Genomic DNA, 15,120 nt, shown 5'->3' with positions numbered 1-15,120 from the left:
TAACGTCGGCGCATGACATCCCCAAAAGACCTGAAAAAAACTCTCCGCAACCAAGCCCTCGGGCGCCGCGACGCGCTCGATCCTTTCTGGCGGGTGGAGGCAGCACTCGAAATGGCCGAGACGGCGCGCGACCGGATCACGGTCGAGCCGGCCCAGATCGTCTCAGGCTTCTGGCCGATGCGCTCGGAAGTCGACGTCCGGCCGCTGATGTTTGCCTTGCGCGAAAAGGGGGCAAGGCTCTGCCTGCCGGCCATCCTCAACAAGACCACCATCGTTTTTCGCGAACTGGTGCGCGGCGCGCCGATGATCGACATGGGCTTCGGCACCGTCGGGCCGCATGAGGAAGCCGAGGTGCTCGATCCCCAAATGATGCTGGTGCCGCTTGCCGCCTTCGATGCGCGCGGCCACCGCATCGGTTACGGCGCCGGCTATTATGACCGGGCGATCGCGCGGCTGGCCGACAAGGGGCAGCAGCCGCGGCTGATCGGCATTGCCTTCGACTGCCAGGAGGTGGCCCTGGTGCCGGACGAGCCGCATGACGTGATCATTCCGGAAATACTCACCGAGAGCGGGTTGCGCCGGTTCGCGCCGAAATTGTAGATAAGTTCCTGGACGCATGGTCTTTTCCGAAAGTCATGCAGCTTTTTGCTTCGCTGACCTTCGGTTCGGGATCACGCTTATATGAGACTTCTCTTCCTCGGCGACATGGTCGGCAAGACAGGACGTACGGCGGTGTGGGAACAACTGCCCGGCCTGATCTCGGATTTCAAACTCGACTTCGTCATCGTCAATGGCGAGAACGCCGCCGGCGGCTTCGGCATCACCGAGGAAATTTTTCGCGAGACGATCTCGGCCGGCGCCGATGTCGTCACCACCGGCAACCATGTCTGGGACCAGCGCGATGCGCTGATTTTCGCGCCGCGCGAAGAGCGCTTCCTGCGTCCGTCCAATTTCCCCAAGGGTACGCCGGGGCGCGGCTCAGGCGTCTACATCGCCAGGAACGGCGCGCGCGTGCTGGTCGCCAACATCATGGGCCGGGTGTTCATGCATCCCGAGCTCGACGATCCGTTCCAGGCCGGCGAGCGCGAACTTGCCGCTTGTCCGCTTGGCGAGCAGGCCGATGCGATCGTCATCGATTTCCATGCCGAGGCGACCTCGGAAAAAATGTGCTTCGCTCATTTCGTCGACGGCCGTGCCAGCCTTGTTGTCGGCACCCATACGCATCAGCCGACCGGCGATCACCAGATCCTCAATGGCGGCACCGGTTATATTTCCGATGCCGGCATGTGCGGCGATTACGATTCCTCGCTCGGCATGGACAAGGAGGAGCCGCTCAACCGGTTCTTGTCCAAGGTGCCGAAAGGCCGCTTCGAGGCGTCGACCGGACCGGCGACATTGTGCGGCGTCGGCGTCGACATTTCCGACCGTAGCGGCCTGACCGAACGGATCGCGCCGTTTCGCCGCGGCCCGCGGCTGGAGGAAACGGCGCCATCCTTCTGGTCGTGACATTGATATGGACGCTTGCAATACCCAATTGCCGGCGAAACTGCTCTAGATCGTAGAGGGGACGACCTCCATGCAGCTAGTCGAATTCCTGGCGCCGCATTTCGCCTTTGTCTCCGACCCGACGGCATGGGTCGCGCTGCTGACTCTGGTCGTGCTGGAGGTCGTGCTCGGCATCGACAATCTGATCTTCATCTCGATTTTGACCAACAAATTGCCGGTAGCGCAGCGGGCCCGCGCCCGGCGGCTCGGCATATCCGCCGCGCTGGTGATGCGGCTGATCCTGCTGGCCACCATCTCGATCATCGTCCAACTGACGACGCCGATATTCACCGCCTTCGGCCACGGGTTTTCATGGCGCGACCTGATCCTGATCGCAGGCGGCCTGTTTCTTGTCTGGAAGGCGACCAAGGAGATCCACCACACGGTTGATCTCGATGATCACCAGGACACCATGATGGGCGAGACGCTGCAGCTTTCGCTGGCCGGCGCGATTTTCCAGATATTGCTGCTCGACCTCGTCTTCTCGATCGACTCGATCATCACCGCCGTCGGCATGACCGACGAAATCGCGATCATGTACATCGCGGTGATCGTGGCGGTGAGCGTGATGATGCTGGCGGCCGGGCCGCTGGCCGACTTTATCGCCAGGAACCCCAGCATCGTCATGCTGGCCCTCGGCTTCCTGCTGATGATCGGCACGACGCTGATCGCCGACGGCATGGGTTACCACGTGCCGAAAGGCTACATCTACGCCGCCATGGGTTTTTCGGCACTGGTCGAAGGGCTCAACATGCTGGCGCGGCGGCGGAAGAAGGCAAAAGGCGGCGGGCACTGAGGATGGCCCACCGCGGCTGACCTAATTCCCCGGCACACCCTTCGGATGGCGGTCGCCGATCAGGCCAAGCGTCAGGCCTTGCTCCAGCCACGCCTTGGCGCCGGCGAGCACCAGCGCAAAGCCATCGGTCGAGCCGATCGCCTGCTTGACCTGCTCGTCAGGGCTGCCGGCAAAGCCGAAATTGCGGACCTCGACAAAGGTCGTGTTGCCCGGCATCTCCTCGAAAGTCCAGACCACCGTAGTCGGCGGATCGCTCCATTGCATGACGATCTTCTTGTTATCGACGATCTCACTGACATTGACCGTCGTCGAGACGCCATACATGCGCCATTCCCAGCGAACTTTGTTGCCGCTGTCCAGCCTGTTGCTGCCATGGGTGAACCAGAACTTCGTCGTGATCGCCGGATCGACGAAGGCTTCGAATACGTCGGCGACCGGCCGCCTTATCAGCATGCCGGCTTCGGCGGTCGGTGTTTCGCGGATTTCCATTTCATCCTCCTTTCCACGGCGCCGCCCTGTTCACCAGGCATCGGGTTCGCGCACCAGGTGAATGATGTTGGTCGGGTTGGTGATCCAGCCGCCGCGAAAGCCTTCACCCAGTGCCTCGATGGCATCGCAGCGCACGACACCGGCCTCGGCGAGATGCTCCGCAGCGGCCGGAAAGTCATCGGTGAACAGTTCCAGCCAGATCTCGGCCTGGCTCATCATCGGCGCCTCGTCGATCCACAGCCGATTGGGACCGAGTTCGAAGCCGACGGCCGGCGGCTTGGCGGTGAATGGCTTCAGGCCGATGACGTCGCGATAGAAGGCGACCGTTGCCTGGTATTGATGCGGCGGGACCTTCATCGCGATGTTGATGCCGCCGGTGATCTTCGCGGACATTCTTACTCCATTTGCTCTCAGATGTTGTTCTGGTTGGCCGGCTCGCCCTTCATCTCGCTGCGGTAATAGCCGTCGCGCAGATTGATGCCGTATTCGACATAGGCCTTCATGCAGGCCAGCATCTGCGACCAGCCCTCGCAATTGAGGTAGGATTTCTTCAGGCCGACCGCGTCCTCGTGCCAGCCGGTTTCGGCGATGGTGACGAAGGTGCCGCCATCGTCGAGCGGCTCGAAATTCATCTCGATGCGAGTCTTGTAGGCTGGCTTGCCGTCGGCGTCGGTGGCATCCCAGCGCAGCACGATGCGGCTGTCTTTCTTCACCTCGTCGACCTCGACGGGAACCTTGCCCCACCAGATGACGGTGGCGCCCGCCACCAGCAGTGCGCTGGCGCCGCCGATCGTGGTGAAGTAGCCGCTAAGTTTCTTCGGATTGACGACCGCATCGAAGACTTCGGCGACGGGTTTGCCGATGCGGCCAGAAACCCTGAATCCAAGAGACATATCCACAGCTCCTTCCTTGAATGGCTCAATGATATGTTATAGAAATATAACATGTCAAGCCAATCGCGGGACGACAATGTTTTCAAGGCGCTGGCGCATCCGCGCCGGCGTGCGTTGCTCGACCGGCTGAAGGATGCGCCGCAGACCACCGGCATGTTGTGCGATGCCTTCCCCGACATGGACCGCTGCACGGTCATGCTGCACCTGAAGGTGCTGGAGGAGGCCGACCTGGTCGTGGCGCGGCGCGAGGGGCGCGAACGCTGGAACCATCTCAACGCGCTGCCGATCAAGCACATCCACGACCGCTGGATCAGTCAATATGCCACGCACGCGATCAGCATCCTCGACCGGCTGAAATCCGATCTTGAGGGATGAAAGGTTTGCCGAAGCCTGCCGATTTTCGGATCTTGAAACCCTTGCGTGCCGGCAGCAATGGCGCGGCTGGACGAATTGAGCCGATTTATCTATAAGCCGGCCATTCCGACAGCGAGCGCCGTCCGTCCGTCAGGGACGCAGCAGGACGTTCTGAAATTTTGAATTCGAGCATTTTGCAAGATGCCGGGTGGTTCACCAGGCGGCAGATGCTCTAGCCGAGAAGATGACAGGGGTGCCATGGCTGGCCATTCACAGTTCAAGAACATCATGCACCGCAAGGGCCGCCAGGATGCGGTGCGGTCGAAAATGTTTTCCAAGCTGGCGCGCGAAATCACCGTCGCCGCCAAGAGCGGCACGCCCGATCCATCGATGAACCCGCGCCTGCGCCTTGCGGTGCAGAACGCTAAGGCGGTGTCGATGCCGAAGGACAATATCCAGCGCGCCATCAACAAGGCGTCGATGGGCGATGCCGAGACCTACGAAGCCGTGCGCTACGAGGGTTACGGGCCAGGCGGCGTCGCGCTGATCGTCGAGGCGCTGACCGACAACCGCAACCGCTCGGCGTCGAATGTGCGCGCTGCCTTCACCAAGGCGGGCGGGGCGATGGGCGAGACCGGCTCGGTATCGTTCATGTGGGACCGCGTCGGCGAGATCTACTATCCGGCATCGGCCGGCAGCGCCGAGAAGGTGATGGACGCGGCGATCGAGGCCGGCGCCGACGACGTCCAGTCGGACGAGGACGGCCACACGATCTACTGCGCTTTCGAGAATCTCGGCGAAGTGTCGAAGGCGCTGGAGGGCGCGCTCGGAGAGGCTGAATCGGTGAAGCCGATCTGGAAGCCGCAGACCAATATCGCGGTCGACGAGGAGCGGGCACAATCGCTGATGAAGCTGGTTGCGACGCTCGAGGACGACGACGACGTGCAGAGCGTCTACGCCAATTTCGAGGTCGACGAGGAGACCTTGGCAAAGCTCAGCGCGGCATGATCCAACACGCGCTGCCCACAGTCCGCATCACCTATTGCACGCAGTGCCTGTGGCTGCTCAGGGCCGGCTGGATGGCGCAGGAGCTGCTGTCGACCTTCGGCACCGATCTGGGCGAAGTGACGCTGGTGCCCGGCACCGGCGGCATCTTCACCATTTCCTGCAATGATACGCTGGTCTGGGACCGCAAGCGTGACGGCGGTTTTCCCGACGCCGCAAAGCTCAAGCAACTGGTTCGCGACGTCATCGATCCGGATCGCGATCTGGGCCATGCCGACCGCAAGGGCCATAAGTCAAAAGACCCTGCCTGACGGCCTTTTAGGACTTCCGTCCTGCATTCACCGCCATGCGAAGATGAAGCAGCCCAGCGCCACGATGGCGGTGATGGTGCGGACATGGTTCCACATCACCCAGTCCCTGAGATAGGCGGCCCATACCGCGGCGCCGTTGGCGCTTGCCGGATCGACCGCGGCCAGGGCGTTGTTAAGCGGCACGTTGAACATCATCGTCACGATTGGGTTGCCGACGAGGTAGATCAGGGCGCCGGCGAGGAGCCAGAACGAACCCGGTTGGCTCCAGCCGATAAGAGCGCCGGCGGCAAGGACAAGACAGACCAGCCCGGTGCCGAAAAGCGCGGTCATGAATGCCGGCGTAATCACGGTGATGTTGATCGAATTCATGGCGGCGATGCCGCCTCCGGCAGGCAAGCGGGCGAGCGCCGGCATGATAAAGTTGGAGAAGGCGAAGAAAACGCCGCCGACAACGCCTGAGCCAATGGCAGCGACGAAGGTGAGGGTGGGAAGCAGTTTCATGATCATGTCAGTTCCTCCGGCTTCAGATTCGAGCAGTTCGATTGGTGTGTCGTCTAAAAATATGAATGATCCTCACATTTGCAAAACGTGATAAACCCTCGTATTTTCTCAGTCAAGCCATTTTTCTGGAGACAGTCATGGAAGGCACCGCTGCACCGGGTTCCCGCAACGAGCAGATCGCATCGCCGCGCCGGGCGCCGAGCCAGCAGCGCAGCCGCGAGCGGGTCGAGCGCATGCTGGCCGCCGCCTCGGCGTTGATCGCCGAGCAAGGCAGCGACGCCATGCGCATGGGCGAGGTGGCCGAGAGGGCCGGCGTGTCGATTGGCTCGCTCTACCAGTTCTTCCCCGACAAGAGGGCGATCATCTGGGCGCTGGCCGAACGCTACACCGCCGAAAGCCAGGCCTGCATTGCGGCAGCGCTAGCCGAGGTCAATGACGCCGAAGGCCTGCGCCGGGCATTTTCGGAACTGGTGGATATCTACTACGGAATGTTCCTGGCGGAGCCGGTGATGCGCGACATCTGGTCGGGCACGCAGGCCGACAAGGCGCTGCGCGAACTCGAGCTTGCCGACAGCCGGGCCAACGCCGAATTCCTTACAGCCGTGCTGAAACGGCTGCGGCCATCCGCCGATCCGGAAGCGCTCGAAACGACGGCGTTTCTCATCTGGCAGATGGGCGAGGCCGCAATGCGGCTGGCGATCTCGGTCGGGCGGCAAGAAGGCGACAGGCTGGTCGCGGCCTACAAGCGGATGGCCCTGCGCGAGTTGCTCGGCGAGTAGGGCCGTATTTTCCCAACAAAAAACCCGCCACGAAGGCGGGTTTCTCGATCTGCGAAATGCCAATGCGGCTTAGAGGCCGAAGCCTTCGAAACGCTTCTTGAACTTCGACAGGCGGCCACCGCGGTCGAGCAGGGTCTGCTGGCCGCCGGTCCAGGCCGGATGGGTGGTGGGGTCGATATCGAGGTTCATCGTATCGCCTTCCTTGCCCCAGGTCGAACGGGTCATGTATTCGGTGCCGTCGGTCATGACGACCTTGATGGTGTGGTAGTCGGGATGGATATCGGTCTTCATGGGTCTGTTCCTGGCTTGCCGGGTGCTGCCGACGGGCTGAAGCCTGCGTCGATGCGCCCCTTTTTAAAACTCGAAGCCGCAGCTATTGAGGAGCCACGGCTTCTAAAACGGTCGGCGAGCCTATACATCAGCCGGAATTGAATCACAAGGCCGCGGCAAGCGCATATTGATGGCGCAAGCCTCAAAGGGCCAAAGGAAACGGTCATGGCGAACATCAGCGGCGATGCAGACGAGCGCAGGCGCTCGCTGAGGCCGCTGCAGCGCCTGTTTCCCTACATTACGCATTACCGCAAAATGGTCATCGGCGCGATCGTCTCGCTGGCCGTCGCTGCGGCGACGACGCTGGCGCTGCCGCTGGCCGTGCGGCGGATGATCGACCACGGTTTTTCCGCTTCCGATTCCAGCTTCATTGCCGAATATTTCGCCATGCTGGTGGTGATGGCCGCCGTTCTGGCGGCGGCGTCGGCCAGCCGCTACTATTTCGTCATCACGCTCGGCGAGCGCGTCGTTGCCGATATCCGCCGCGATGTCTTTGCCCACGTCACAACACTGTCGCCATCCTTTTTCGACACGGCCCAGTCGGGCGAGATCGTCTCGCGGCTCGCCGCCGACACGACACAGGTCAAATCGGCCGTCGGTGCTACCGCCTCGGTGGCTTTGCGCAACGTCATCCTCGGCCTTGGCGCCGTGGCGATGATGGTCTTCACCAGCCCAAAACTGTCCGGCCTGGTCATCGCGGCCATTCCGCTGATCGTGCTGCCGCTGGTCGCCTTCGGCCGCTCGGTGCGGCGCAAGTCACGGCTGGCGCAGGATACGCTTGCCAATGCCACCGCCTATGCCAGCGAGCAGATCGGCGCGGTGCGCACCCTGCAGGCCTTCACCAACGAGAAGCTTGTAACCAGATATTTTTCGTCCGCCGTGGAAGCAGCGTTCGAAGCGGCGCGGGCCTCGATCTTTGCCCGCTCCTTTCTCACCTTCTTCGCCATCTTCATGATCTTTTCGTCAGTCGTGGCGGTGCTGTGGTTCGGTTCGCGCGACGTGCTCGACGGCACGCTGTCGCCGGGCACGCTCGGTCAATTCCTGCTCTATTCGGTGTTCGCCGCCGGCGCGCTCGGCGCCCTGTCGGAGGTCTGGGGCGAACTTTCCCAGGCAGCGGGCGCTGCCGAACGGCTGACCGAGATCCTGGCCGAGAAACCCGCGATCCAGGCGCCCGCCGATCCGAAGCCGCTGCCGGCAAAGGCGAGAGGTGCCATCAGCTTCGACGATGTCTCCTTCTCCTATCCGGCCCGGCCCGACCGCGCCGCCGTCCATGGCCTGAGCTTTCAGGTCAAACCCGGCGAGACGGTCGCGATCGTCGGACCCTCGGGCGCCGGCAAGAGCACCGTGTTTTCGCTGCTTCTGCGCTTCTACGATCCGGAGTCCGGCGGGATCATCATCGACGGGGTCGATCTGCGCGAGGCCGATCCGGCGGCGATCCGCGCGCGCATCGCCATCGTGCCGCAGGACGTCACCATCTTTGCCGCAAGCGCGCGCGACAATATCGGCTTTGGCCGGCCTGGCGCCAGCCAGGCCGAGATCGAGGCGGCGGCGAAGGACGCGCTTGCCGACGAGTTCATCCTGAAACTCGAAAAGGGCTATGACAGCCAGGTCGGCGAGCGCGGCGTGACGCTGTCGGGCGGCCAGCGCCAGCGCGTGGCGATCGCCCGCGCCATTTTGCGCGATGCGCCCATCCTGCTGCTCGATGAGGCGACCTCGGCGCTAGATGCCGAAAGCGAGACGCTGGTGCAGACGGCGCTGGACCGGCTGATGAAGGGCCGCACCACGATCGTCATCGCCCATCGGCTGGCCACCGTGCTGAAGGCCGATCGCATCCTGGTCATGGATGGCGGCCGCATCGTCGAGGAAGGCACGCATCAGAGCCTGGTCGCCAAGGGCGGCATCTATGCGCGGCTGGCCAAGCTGCAGTTCGACACCGGGGCGAGTGCTTTCAGGGGCGCGGCCGAGTAGCATCGCTCCATCCCGATGAAATCGAGATGAGGCTCCATCTTCTTGTTTGACCATGATCTCTTCCGAAAACCGGCAGCCACTTTTCGGGGTCATGGTGCCCAGCGGCCGCCGAGATTCTTCAGCTACCGAAAGCTCGGCGTTTGCCACGTCGATAGGCGATGAACAGGGGAACGCCGACAAGCAACGACAGCAAAAGCATGCTGGCGACGGTCTGTCGCTGCTCCTTTGCCGGATCGCTGAGCTGCACATCGGCAGGCGGCTCTTCATAGGTAAAATCGTACTGCCAGCGAACCTGGTCTGCGAGGTCATCGACGGTTTTCAGATAATCGGCAATCGCCTTGGCCGGTACTTCAGTCGCCAGCGTCTGAAAATTCCATTCAACTTGAAATTCGGTGGGCGTGTTGGACCAGGATGCCTTGAGAGACAGATAGGGCGTCACGACGTTTTTCATCGACTCGCCGGAAAACCTCGCCTTGAGGTTGCGCACGGTCACCTTGTGGCGGCGGTAGAACTGGGGGCCGAGGGAGACGGGCCCGGTTCGGTCGACGATTGTCGGGGTTGGAAGAGAGTTGTTGCCGAGATCGGCCGCGCGGATCGGGAAATTCTTTGCCAGATCGTTGGCCGTCAGCGCTTCCGCCGGCAAGCGATAACTTTCCTTCACGCTCACTATGTTGCCGTCGCGGCGATCCACGATTTCCGGCTTGGCGATGGTTTGGATGCCCGGATATTGCTTGTTGTAGTATTTCAGGTAGGCGTCCGACACCTCGCTCAGCGACCGGCTGGCGAAATTGCCGCGCATCCAATCGGCATCGGCGTCCTCATATGTCGAGAAGACCGTCAGCACGAGGGGATCGCCCGGTTTCCGCGGAAAGTCGAATTCCTCGGCGATCTGGATCGATGGGCTGGTAAGCACAGGGCTCGGCATCTTCTCCAACCCGCCGGTGCTGGAAAGCGGCAGCGCGAAGCCGTAGTCGGGCTGTGCGAGATTGTGCGCCCCGCCGCCCTGAAGATAGTTCGTGGCGTCCAGCCAATATGTCTTTGCTCCGATCCTTGCCTTGACGATGGCATGGTCGAAATCGCGGAGCGCCGGCAGATGCTGGTCCAGGGCCCGTCCCTCGTCGAGATCGGCCAAGGCGACCTCGGCAGCAATGCCAAGCCGCACAAGCGACGAAACCAGCAGCAGGGCCTTGTCCTTGCAGTCACCGAACCCGCTCAGGATGACCGTCGCGGGATCACGCGGAACGTAGGAACCGGCACCCATCGACAGGCTTACATAGCGGATCTGGTCCTGCACCAGCCGCATTGCCTCGACCATGCGGTCTTCGGGCACCGGATGCCGCAGAGCGATGTCGTCGAGCTTTGCGGCAAAAGCCGGGGGAAAAACGGTCGCTGGCTTGTAATAGGGCGCAACGGCATCGACCACACTTTGCCAATTCGCGGTAGACGCGACATCGATGGAGCCCCAGCCTGGATAGGTCACGGGCAGGTTGTCCTCGACATTGACCGGTTTCGGGTTTGGAATCTCCCACAGATAGGTGGTGTCCGGTCCAGTCGGGGAGATTGAGGGCTTAAGTCGGGTTCCCCGTGTCTTGATCTGGAGCGGCTGGTCCGAAGGCCAAATGATGCTTGTGCGGATAAGCGCTACCGGCTCTTCCCATTCGGTGGAGAAATTCTTGAAGAAAAGGTCCTTGCCGACCAGCGGCGTTATCTCATAGGTCGACCCGTAGTCGACGATGTCGCCGGTGCGCACATCATCGATGTTGACATGTGCTGTCAGCCAGCCGTCGAAGACACCCTTCTCGGCGTCTCTTTCCCTGCGGAAGATGTCGAATTCGACACCTTCCAGCCGGTCCAGAACGGCGCCATCGCGGATGATGTGAAGATGGTTGAGCGTGACCTTGTGCCGGGACGGATCGAACTGCAGATCGATACTCGCGCCACGATCCAGGCCGGGACGGTCGACGATTTTATAGACGGTGCGCGAGTACTCGACATAGCCGCCGGCGCGATGCGTGATCTGGTCGTCCGAGAGCAGCCATGAAACGCCATTCTTGATTTGATCCGATCGGGTGGGATCGGCAGCCGGAATATCAAGCTGCTTTACCCAGCTTTCTGCCGGCCCCTTGAGAACCATGTCGTCGGCCATGGCCGGAGAACTCAGGCCGATCAATAAGATGAAAAATACCAAGCGGGGCCAGAAAGACTTCATCCTATGAAAACTGTAACAGACAGACATCTACGCTCGCCCAACTTGGAAGAACTCCTTTTTCAGAGGCTTTCCCACCAAAGTAAAGGCCAGTTTCGCGGATTTCTGCAGTCACCGCGGCAAGAACCTGGAATAGACGAAGCGGCTCAGTTCCCGTAACGCTTCTTCAGGTGATCGGTGAAATGCACGGCATTGAGCTTTTCGCCGGTGGCGCGTTCGAGCAGTTCCGGCGTCGACCAGCGCGAGCCTTGCGACCAGATCCTTTTGCGGCGCCAGTCGTTGATCGCGGCGAAATCTCCCTTGGCGAGGTCTTCGTCGGCTGAAGGATGATCCCTGGTCAACGCCGCCCATTGCTGCGCCGCCATCATGGCGCCCAGCGTGTAGGAGGGGAAATAGCCGAAGGCGGCACCCGGCCAGTGGACGTCCTGCATCGGACCGTCAGCCGGATTGTCTGATGTCGACAGGCCGAGATAATCGCGCATCTTGGCATCCCAGGCTTCGGGCAGGTCGGCTGCTTCCAGCCGTCCCGAGACAAGCTCCTGCTCCAGCTCGTAGCGCAGGATGACGTGCAGCGGATAGGTGACCTCGTCGGCATCGACGCGGATCAGGCCGCGCTCGACCCGGTGCACATGCGGCAGGATGTCGTCGATCCTCCAGCGCTCGCCGAGGTGTCTTTCGACCACCGGCAGCGCCCAGCGCCAGAATTCTGGATTGCGGCCGATCTGCTTTTCGACGAACAGGCTCTGGCTTTCATGCACCGCCATGCCGCGCGCTCTGCCGAGCGGCCAGTGCGCCCACGCCTTCGGCAGGTTCTGCTCGTACAGCGCATGGCCGGTCTCGTGCAGCACGCCCATCAGCGCTGACAGGAAATCCGAGGTCTTGTAGCGGGTGGTGATGCGCACGTCGCTCGGCACGCCGCCGCAGAACGGATGGTGCGAAACCGACAGCGAGCCGTGGGTGAGGTCGAAGCCGACTGCCGCCATCATGGCGAGGCCGAGCTCGCGCTGCTTGTCCAAGGGGTAGCTGCCGGAAAGCGGCTTCAGCGGATGTTTCGCCAGCCGCTCTTCCTGCACGGCCAGTGCCTCCGGCACGAAGCCTTTCAGGAAGGTCTTCAACTCGACAAACACAGGCGTGATGTCGGCGGCGCGATTGCCCGGATCATATTGCTCCATCAGCGCGTCGTAAGGCTCGAGCCCGAGCACCTCGGCGCGAAGGGCCGCCTCCTCGCGGACCAGCGCCACGACGCCTTCCAGCGCCGGCAGGAAGCCGGCCCAGTCGTTCTTGGCGCGCAGGTCGCGCCAGAGCTGCTCGGAGCGCATGCGCGCGGTCGTCTGGCGCTCGACGAACTCGACCGGCAGGCAGGTCAGGTTGGTGTATTGCCGGCGGAATTCCCTGACCGCGGCCTGCTGCTCTTCGTTCAGCGCCTCCTGCTCGGCCGCCGCGATCCAGTCGGCAATCTCCGGCGCAGTCGCCCGGGCATGGTGCATGCCGGCAAGCGCCGACATTGCCTCTGCGCGCTTCTCGCCGCCGCCGACCGCCATATGGGTCGCCTCGTCGGCGCCGAGGATGGCGAGGGCGTGTTCCAGCGCTTCGAGCTTGTGGCCGAGGTCGTCGAGTTTTTGAAAGGACATTGTGGGTTCCGCTGATTTGACGGCGGGAAAAGATACCAATGCAAAACTGTTGGCAACCCCGAAAGCCGCCCGCGACCGACGCATTGACTGCCGGCCGCAACGGTCGAAAGGCATCTCGCGGAAGCGGTGGCGTGCGTGATCAATGTCGTCCGGCGGCGGCAGACCGCGATGGGGAGACGAAACATGATCGCCAATGTGCTGGTCGGGCTGGTGGCCGTGATCCACCTCTGCATCGTCTATCTGGAGATGGTGCTGTGGGACACGCCGCGCGGCCATATGGTATTCAGGCTGACGCCGGAATTCGCCAGTGCCTCGAAAGTCCTCGCGGCCAATCAGGGCTTTACGACGGCTTTCTCGCAGCCGGCCTGACCTGGGGCTTTACCTCGGCGAAGCCGGTTTTCAGTAGTCTTCTTCTTGCTCTGCGTCGCCGTCGCCGGCCTTTACGGCGGCAACGGCGGGCGCAAAATCCCTGTTCATCGAGACAGTGCCGGCAGTACTGGCGCTGATTTGCGCTGGCGTTGGACTAGCGCATGATCCCTGAACCGAAAGCTGGAAAAGGATCATGGGCAAAATCAATTGCCACAGCGCCGGGCATTGCGGCCGATTTCAGCCGCCTGGATAAGTTGGGCCATAGCCGTTGGGATAGTATCCGCCATCGGCGCCGTTGCCGATGAGGAAGGCACTGCCGGTATCAGCGCGCAGCTTTTGGCTGACATCGTCGAGCTGCGCCATCAACTGCTGATATTGCGTGCTCGGCATCGTTCCACGGCGAGCGGCCCTCTGGGCGGCCCGATCGAGCTGAGCGACCTGCGTGCGCAAGTCACGTGCCTCGCCCGGCTCGAGCTTGTTCGCCCGGATGGCGCCCTGGATACCGGTCTCCACACTCTGGATCTGATTGATCAAGGCCGTCTCACGCGGGCCGGCGTAAGCGCCAGCAAACGGAACGGCGAGGAGAAGTGTGGCGAGCGTAGCAGTCCTGAGATTCCTGGGAGCGAAGAAGCGCATGGTTGCGTCTCCTTTACTGGGGAAGGCGGTGGTTGGGAGGGTTCTGCCTTCCGGCCTCGGGCCGTCAGGTTCCGTCGCGTCGCGATGAGCGGTTCCACCGCCGGCGGTTCTCGGCCCATGACCAAGGCTAAAAGGCCACGGCGGCAAAGTGTAATTAAAAAATGGTAATTTTTTCAGCTCTTGCCGCTGCCGCACCAGTGCCCTAAATGCCGCCGACTTGAGCCGGCTCGAGCCGGCCCGACCTGGCGCATGATACAAGCCAAAGGCTTGCAGATCACCGCTCGGTCAGCTTCAACTCGATGCGGCGGTTCTTGTTGCGCGCCTCTTCGGTATCGGCGGGGTCGAGCGGCTGGAATTCGCCGAAGCCGGCCGCGACCAGCCGGTTGGCCGGCACGCCGTTCTCGATCAGGAACTTGACCACCGATGTCGAGCGCGCCGTCGACAATTCCCAATTGTCGCGGTAGCGGCCGGTGCCGGAGAGCGGCTTGTTGTCGGTGTGGCCGTCGACGCGCAGCACCCAGTTGATCTCCGGCGGGATTTCCTTTTGCAATTCGATGATGGCATCGGCAAGCTTCTTCATCTCGAGCTTGCCGGCATCGTTGATCACCTCGGAGCCGGTCGGGAAAAGCACTTCCGACTGGAAGACGAAGCGGTCGCCGACGATGCGGATGTTCTCGCGGTCGGCAAGAATTTCACGCAAGCGGCCGAAGAAATCGGAGCGGTAGCGGTTTAGCTCCTGCACGCGTTGCGCCAGTGCGACATTGAGGCGGCGGCCGAGATCGGCGATCTTGGTGTTGGATTCGCGGTCGCGCGTTTCGGACACGTCGAGCGCTTGTTCGAGCGCTGCGATCTGCCTGCGCAGCGCCGAAATCTGCTGGTTGAGGATCTCGACCTGGCTCAGCGCCTGCTGGCTGATCTGGCGCTGGCTGTCGAGTTCGCCGGAAAGTGCCGTCGCGCGCTGGTTGGCGGCATCGCCGGCACCCGCGCCTTGCGCCAGCAATTGCTCGAGCCGGCTCTTTTCCGCCTCCGATGCAGACAGCGATGCCTGCAAATTGGCAAGGGTGTCCTCCTTGTCCTGCGTCGTCGAGCGCTCCAGCGCCAGAAGCTGGGTCAACTCGTTGATCTGCGAATTGAGGCGGTTGAGCACCGTGTCCTTGCCGGAGATCTCGCGGCCGAGCAGGAACTGCGCCAGCACGAAAACAGTCAGCAGGAACATGATCGCCAACAGCAGCGTCGACAGCGCATCGACGAAGCCCGGCCAGTAATCGATGCGGCGGTCGGAGCGCCGGCCTCGTGCCAACGCCACG

17 protein-coding genes and 1 pseudogene are annotated in these 15,120 nt (G+C 62.3%); 9 read left to right on the top strand and 9 right to left on the bottom strand.

Features of this window, described 5'->3' with window-relative positions:
- The first annotated feature begins 12 nt into the window (after positions 1–12).
- The 3 genes from NKH67_RS01885 to NKH67_RS01875 all read left to right on the top strand — a co-directional run bounded on the left by NKH67_RS01885 (position 13) and on the right by NKH67_RS01875 (position 2,341).
- Entirely contained in the window at positions 13–600 is a 588-nt protein-coding gene (locus NKH67_RS01885; RefSeq protein WP_352450855.1) for a 5-formyltetrahydrofolate cyclo-ligase, read from the top strand.
- A gap of 81 nt (positions 601–681) precedes the next feature.
- Positions 682–1,506, top strand: coding sequence for a TIGR00282 family metallophosphoesterase (locus tag NKH67_RS01880; protein ID WP_023678036.1), 825 nt, complete (start codon positions 682–684; stop codon positions 1,504–1,506).
- 70 nt (positions 1,507–1,576) lie between these two features.
- Complete coding sequence (locus tag NKH67_RS01875; RefSeq protein ID WP_352471227.1) at positions 1,577–2,341, top strand: TerC family protein; 765 nt, start codon at positions 1,577–1,579, stop codon at positions 2,339–2,341.
- A gap of 21 nt (positions 2,342–2,362) precedes the next feature.
- Here the strand turns inward: NKH67_RS01875 and NKH67_RS01870 are convergent, their stop codons facing one another.
- The 3 genes from NKH67_RS01870 to NKH67_RS01860 are packed head-to-tail and all read right to left on the bottom strand — an operon-like array spanning position 2,363 to position 3,723.
- Positions 2,363–2,830 carry an SRPBCC family protein gene (locus NKH67_RS01870; RefSeq protein ID WP_352683333.1) on the bottom strand — a complete coding sequence of 156 codons (468 nt, stop codon included), beginning with the start codon at positions 2,828–2,830 and terminating at the stop codon, positions 2,363–2,365.
- A gap of 30 nt (positions 2,831–2,860) precedes the next feature.
- Positions 2,861–3,223 (bottom strand): VOC family protein, encoded by a 363-nt coding sequence (locus tag NKH67_RS01865; protein WP_352683335.1) that lies wholly within the window; start codon positions 3,221–3,223, stop codon positions 2,861–2,863.
- A 17-nt stretch (positions 3,224–3,240) separates the two neighbouring features.
- Entirely contained in the window at positions 3,241–3,723 is a 483-nt protein-coding gene (locus NKH67_RS01860; RefSeq protein WP_352613345.1) for an SRPBCC domain-containing protein, read from the bottom strand.
- Between the two features lie 51 nt (positions 3,724–3,774).
- Between NKH67_RS01860 and NKH67_RS01855 the strand changes: the two genes are divergently transcribed.
- From NKH67_RS01855 to NKH67_RS01845, 3 genes are all read left to right on the top strand, one after another.
- Positions 3,775–4,098, top strand: a complete 324-nt coding sequence (locus tag NKH67_RS01855; RefSeq protein ID WP_023678030.1) for an ArsR/SmtB family transcription factor — start codon at positions 3,775–3,777, stop codon at positions 4,096–4,098.
- A 237-nt stretch (positions 4,099–4,335) separates the two neighbouring features.
- Positions 4,336–5,085 (top strand): YebC/PmpR family DNA-binding transcriptional regulator, encoded by a 750-nt coding sequence (locus NKH67_RS01850; protein WP_352540320.1) that lies wholly within the window; start codon positions 4,336–4,338, stop codon positions 5,083–5,085.
- Positions 5,082–5,393, top strand: coding sequence for an Rdx family protein (locus NKH67_RS01845; protein WP_352683337.1), 312 nt, complete (start codon positions 5,082–5,084; stop codon positions 5,391–5,393). The genes NKH67_RS01850 and NKH67_RS01845 overlap by 4 nt, the downstream gene beginning before the upstream one ends.
- 27 nt (positions 5,394–5,420) lie before the next feature.
- Here NKH67_RS01845 and NKH67_RS01840 read toward each other — a convergent pair whose 3' ends face one another.
- Positions 5,421–5,900, bottom strand: a complete 480-nt coding sequence (locus tag NKH67_RS01840; RefSeq protein ID WP_352683339.1) for an anthrone oxygenase family protein — start codon at positions 5,898–5,900, stop codon at positions 5,421–5,423.
- 131 nt (positions 5,901–6,031) lie between these two features.
- Here NKH67_RS01840 and NKH67_RS01835 point away from each other — a divergent pair, with 131 nt between their 5' ends.
- Positions 6,032–6,673 (top strand): TetR family transcriptional regulator, encoded by a 642-nt coding sequence (locus NKH67_RS01835; RefSeq protein ID WP_352768383.1) that lies wholly within the window; start codon positions 6,032–6,034, stop codon positions 6,671–6,673.
- A gap of 69 nt (positions 6,674–6,742) precedes the next feature.
- Here the strand turns inward: NKH67_RS01835 and rpmE are convergent, their stop codons facing one another.
- Entirely contained in the window at positions 6,743–6,964 is a 222-nt protein-coding gene (gene rpmE, locus NKH67_RS01830) for a 50S ribosomal protein L31 (protein WP_006327661.1), read from the bottom strand.
- A 204-nt stretch (positions 6,965–7,168) separates the two neighbouring features.
- Between rpmE and NKH67_RS01825 the strand changes: the two genes are divergently transcribed.
- Complete coding sequence (locus NKH67_RS01825) at positions 7,169–8,971, top strand: ABC transporter transmembrane domain-containing protein (protein WP_352471217.1); 1,803 nt, start codon at positions 7,169–7,171, stop codon at positions 8,969–8,971.
- 118 nt (positions 8,972–9,089) lie between these two features.
- Here NKH67_RS01825 and NKH67_RS01820 read toward each other — a convergent pair whose 3' ends face one another.
- Positions 9,090–11,117, bottom strand: a complete 2,028-nt coding sequence (locus tag NKH67_RS01820) for a DUF3857 domain-containing protein (protein ID WP_352817616.1) — start codon at positions 11,115–11,117, stop codon at positions 9,090–9,092.
- Positions 11,118–11,323: 206 nt separating this feature from the next.
- On the bottom strand, positions 11,324–12,808 hold the full coding sequence (locus NKH67_RS01815) for a carboxypeptidase M32 (protein WP_352814887.1): 1,485 nt from the start codon (positions 12,806–12,808) through the stop codon (positions 11,324–11,326).
- A 183-nt stretch (positions 12,809–12,991) separates the two neighbouring features.
- On the opposite strand from NKH67_RS01815, the pseudogene NKH67_RS01810 reads away from it, so the two are divergent.
- Positions 12,992–13,349 (top strand): annotated as a pseudogene (locus tag NKH67_RS01810) (DUF1304 domain-containing protein).
- Between the two features lie 65 nt (positions 13,350–13,414).
- On the opposite strand, the gene NKH67_RS01805 reads toward NKH67_RS01810, so the two are convergent.
- Both NKH67_RS01805 and NKH67_RS01800 read right to left on the bottom strand, forming a co-directional pair.
- A complete protein-coding gene (locus NKH67_RS01805; RefSeq protein WP_352613362.1) occupies positions 13,415–13,813 on the bottom strand; it encodes a hypothetical protein in 399 nt (132 codons plus the stop codon).
- A 274-nt stretch (positions 13,814–14,087) separates the two neighbouring features.
- On the bottom strand, positions 14,088–15,119 hold the full coding sequence (locus NKH67_RS01800; protein ID WP_352683348.1) for a peptidoglycan -binding protein: 1,032 nt from the start codon (positions 15,117–15,119) through the stop codon (positions 14,088–14,090).
- Position 15,120 lies beyond the last annotated feature (1 nt).

The organism is Mesorhizobium sp. M0968, from assembly GCF_040319065.1.
Taxonomy (GTDB): Bacteria; Pseudomonadota; Alphaproteobacteria; order Rhizobiales; family Rhizobiaceae; genus Mesorhizobium.
This window is presented reverse-complemented; position numbering and strand designations above follow the sequence as displayed.

Coding starts and splice junctions, on each gene's coding strand:
- NKH67_RS01885 (WP_352450855.1), top strand. CDS start 13: ATGACATCCCCAAAAGACCTGAAAAAAACTCTCCGCAACCAAGCCCTC.
- NKH67_RS01880 (WP_023678036.1), top strand. CDS start 682: ATGAGACTTCTCTTCCTCGGCGACATGGTCGGCAAGACAGGACGTACG.
- NKH67_RS01875 (WP_352471227.1), top strand. CDS start 1,577: ATGCAGCTAGTCGAATTCCTGGCGCCGCATTTCGCCTTTGTCTCCGAC.
- NKH67_RS01870 (WP_352683333.1), bottom strand. CDS start 2,830: ATGGAAATCCGCGAAACACCGACCGCCGAAGCCGGCATGCTGATAAGG.
- NKH67_RS01865 (WP_352683335.1), bottom strand. CDS start 3,223: ATGTCCGCGAAGATCACCGGCGGCATCAACATCGCGATGAAGGTCCCG.
- NKH67_RS01860 (WP_352613345.1), bottom strand. CDS start 3,723: ATGTCTCTTGGATTCAGGGTTTCTGGCCGCATCGGCAAACCCGTCGCC.
- NKH67_RS01855 (WP_023678030.1), top strand. CDS start 3,775: ATGTCAAGCCAATCGCGGGACGACAATGTTTTCAAGGCGCTGGCGCAT.
- NKH67_RS01850 (WP_352540320.1), top strand. CDS start 4,336: ATGGCTGGCCATTCACAGTTCAAGAACATCATGCACCGCAAGGGCCGC.
- NKH67_RS01845 (WP_352683337.1), top strand. CDS start 5,082: ATGATCCAACACGCGCTGCCCACAGTCCGCATCACCTATTGCACGCAG.
- NKH67_RS01840 (WP_352683339.1), bottom strand. CDS start 5,900: ATGATCATGAAACTGCTTCCCACCCTCACCTTCGTCGCTGCCATTGGC.
- NKH67_RS01835 (WP_352768383.1), top strand. CDS start 6,032: ATGGAAGGCACCGCTGCACCGGGTTCCCGCAACGAGCAGATCGCATCG.
- rpmE (WP_006327661.1), bottom strand. CDS start 6,964: ATGAAGACCGATATCCATCCCGACTACCACACCATCAAGGTCGTCATG.
- NKH67_RS01825 (WP_352471217.1), top strand. CDS start 7,169: ATGGCGAACATCAGCGGCGATGCAGACGAGCGCAGGCGCTCGCTGAGG.
- NKH67_RS01820 (WP_352817616.1), bottom strand. CDS start 11,117: ATGGCCGACGACATGGTTCTCAAGGGGCCGGCAGAAAGCTGGGTAAAG.
- NKH67_RS01815 (WP_352814887.1), bottom strand. CDS start 12,808: ATGTCCTTTCAAAAACTCGACGACCTCGGCCACAAGCTCGAAGCGCTG.
- NKH67_RS01805 (WP_352613362.1), bottom strand. CDS start 13,813: ATGCGCTTCTTCGCTCCCAGGAATCTCAGGACTGCTACGCTCGCCACA.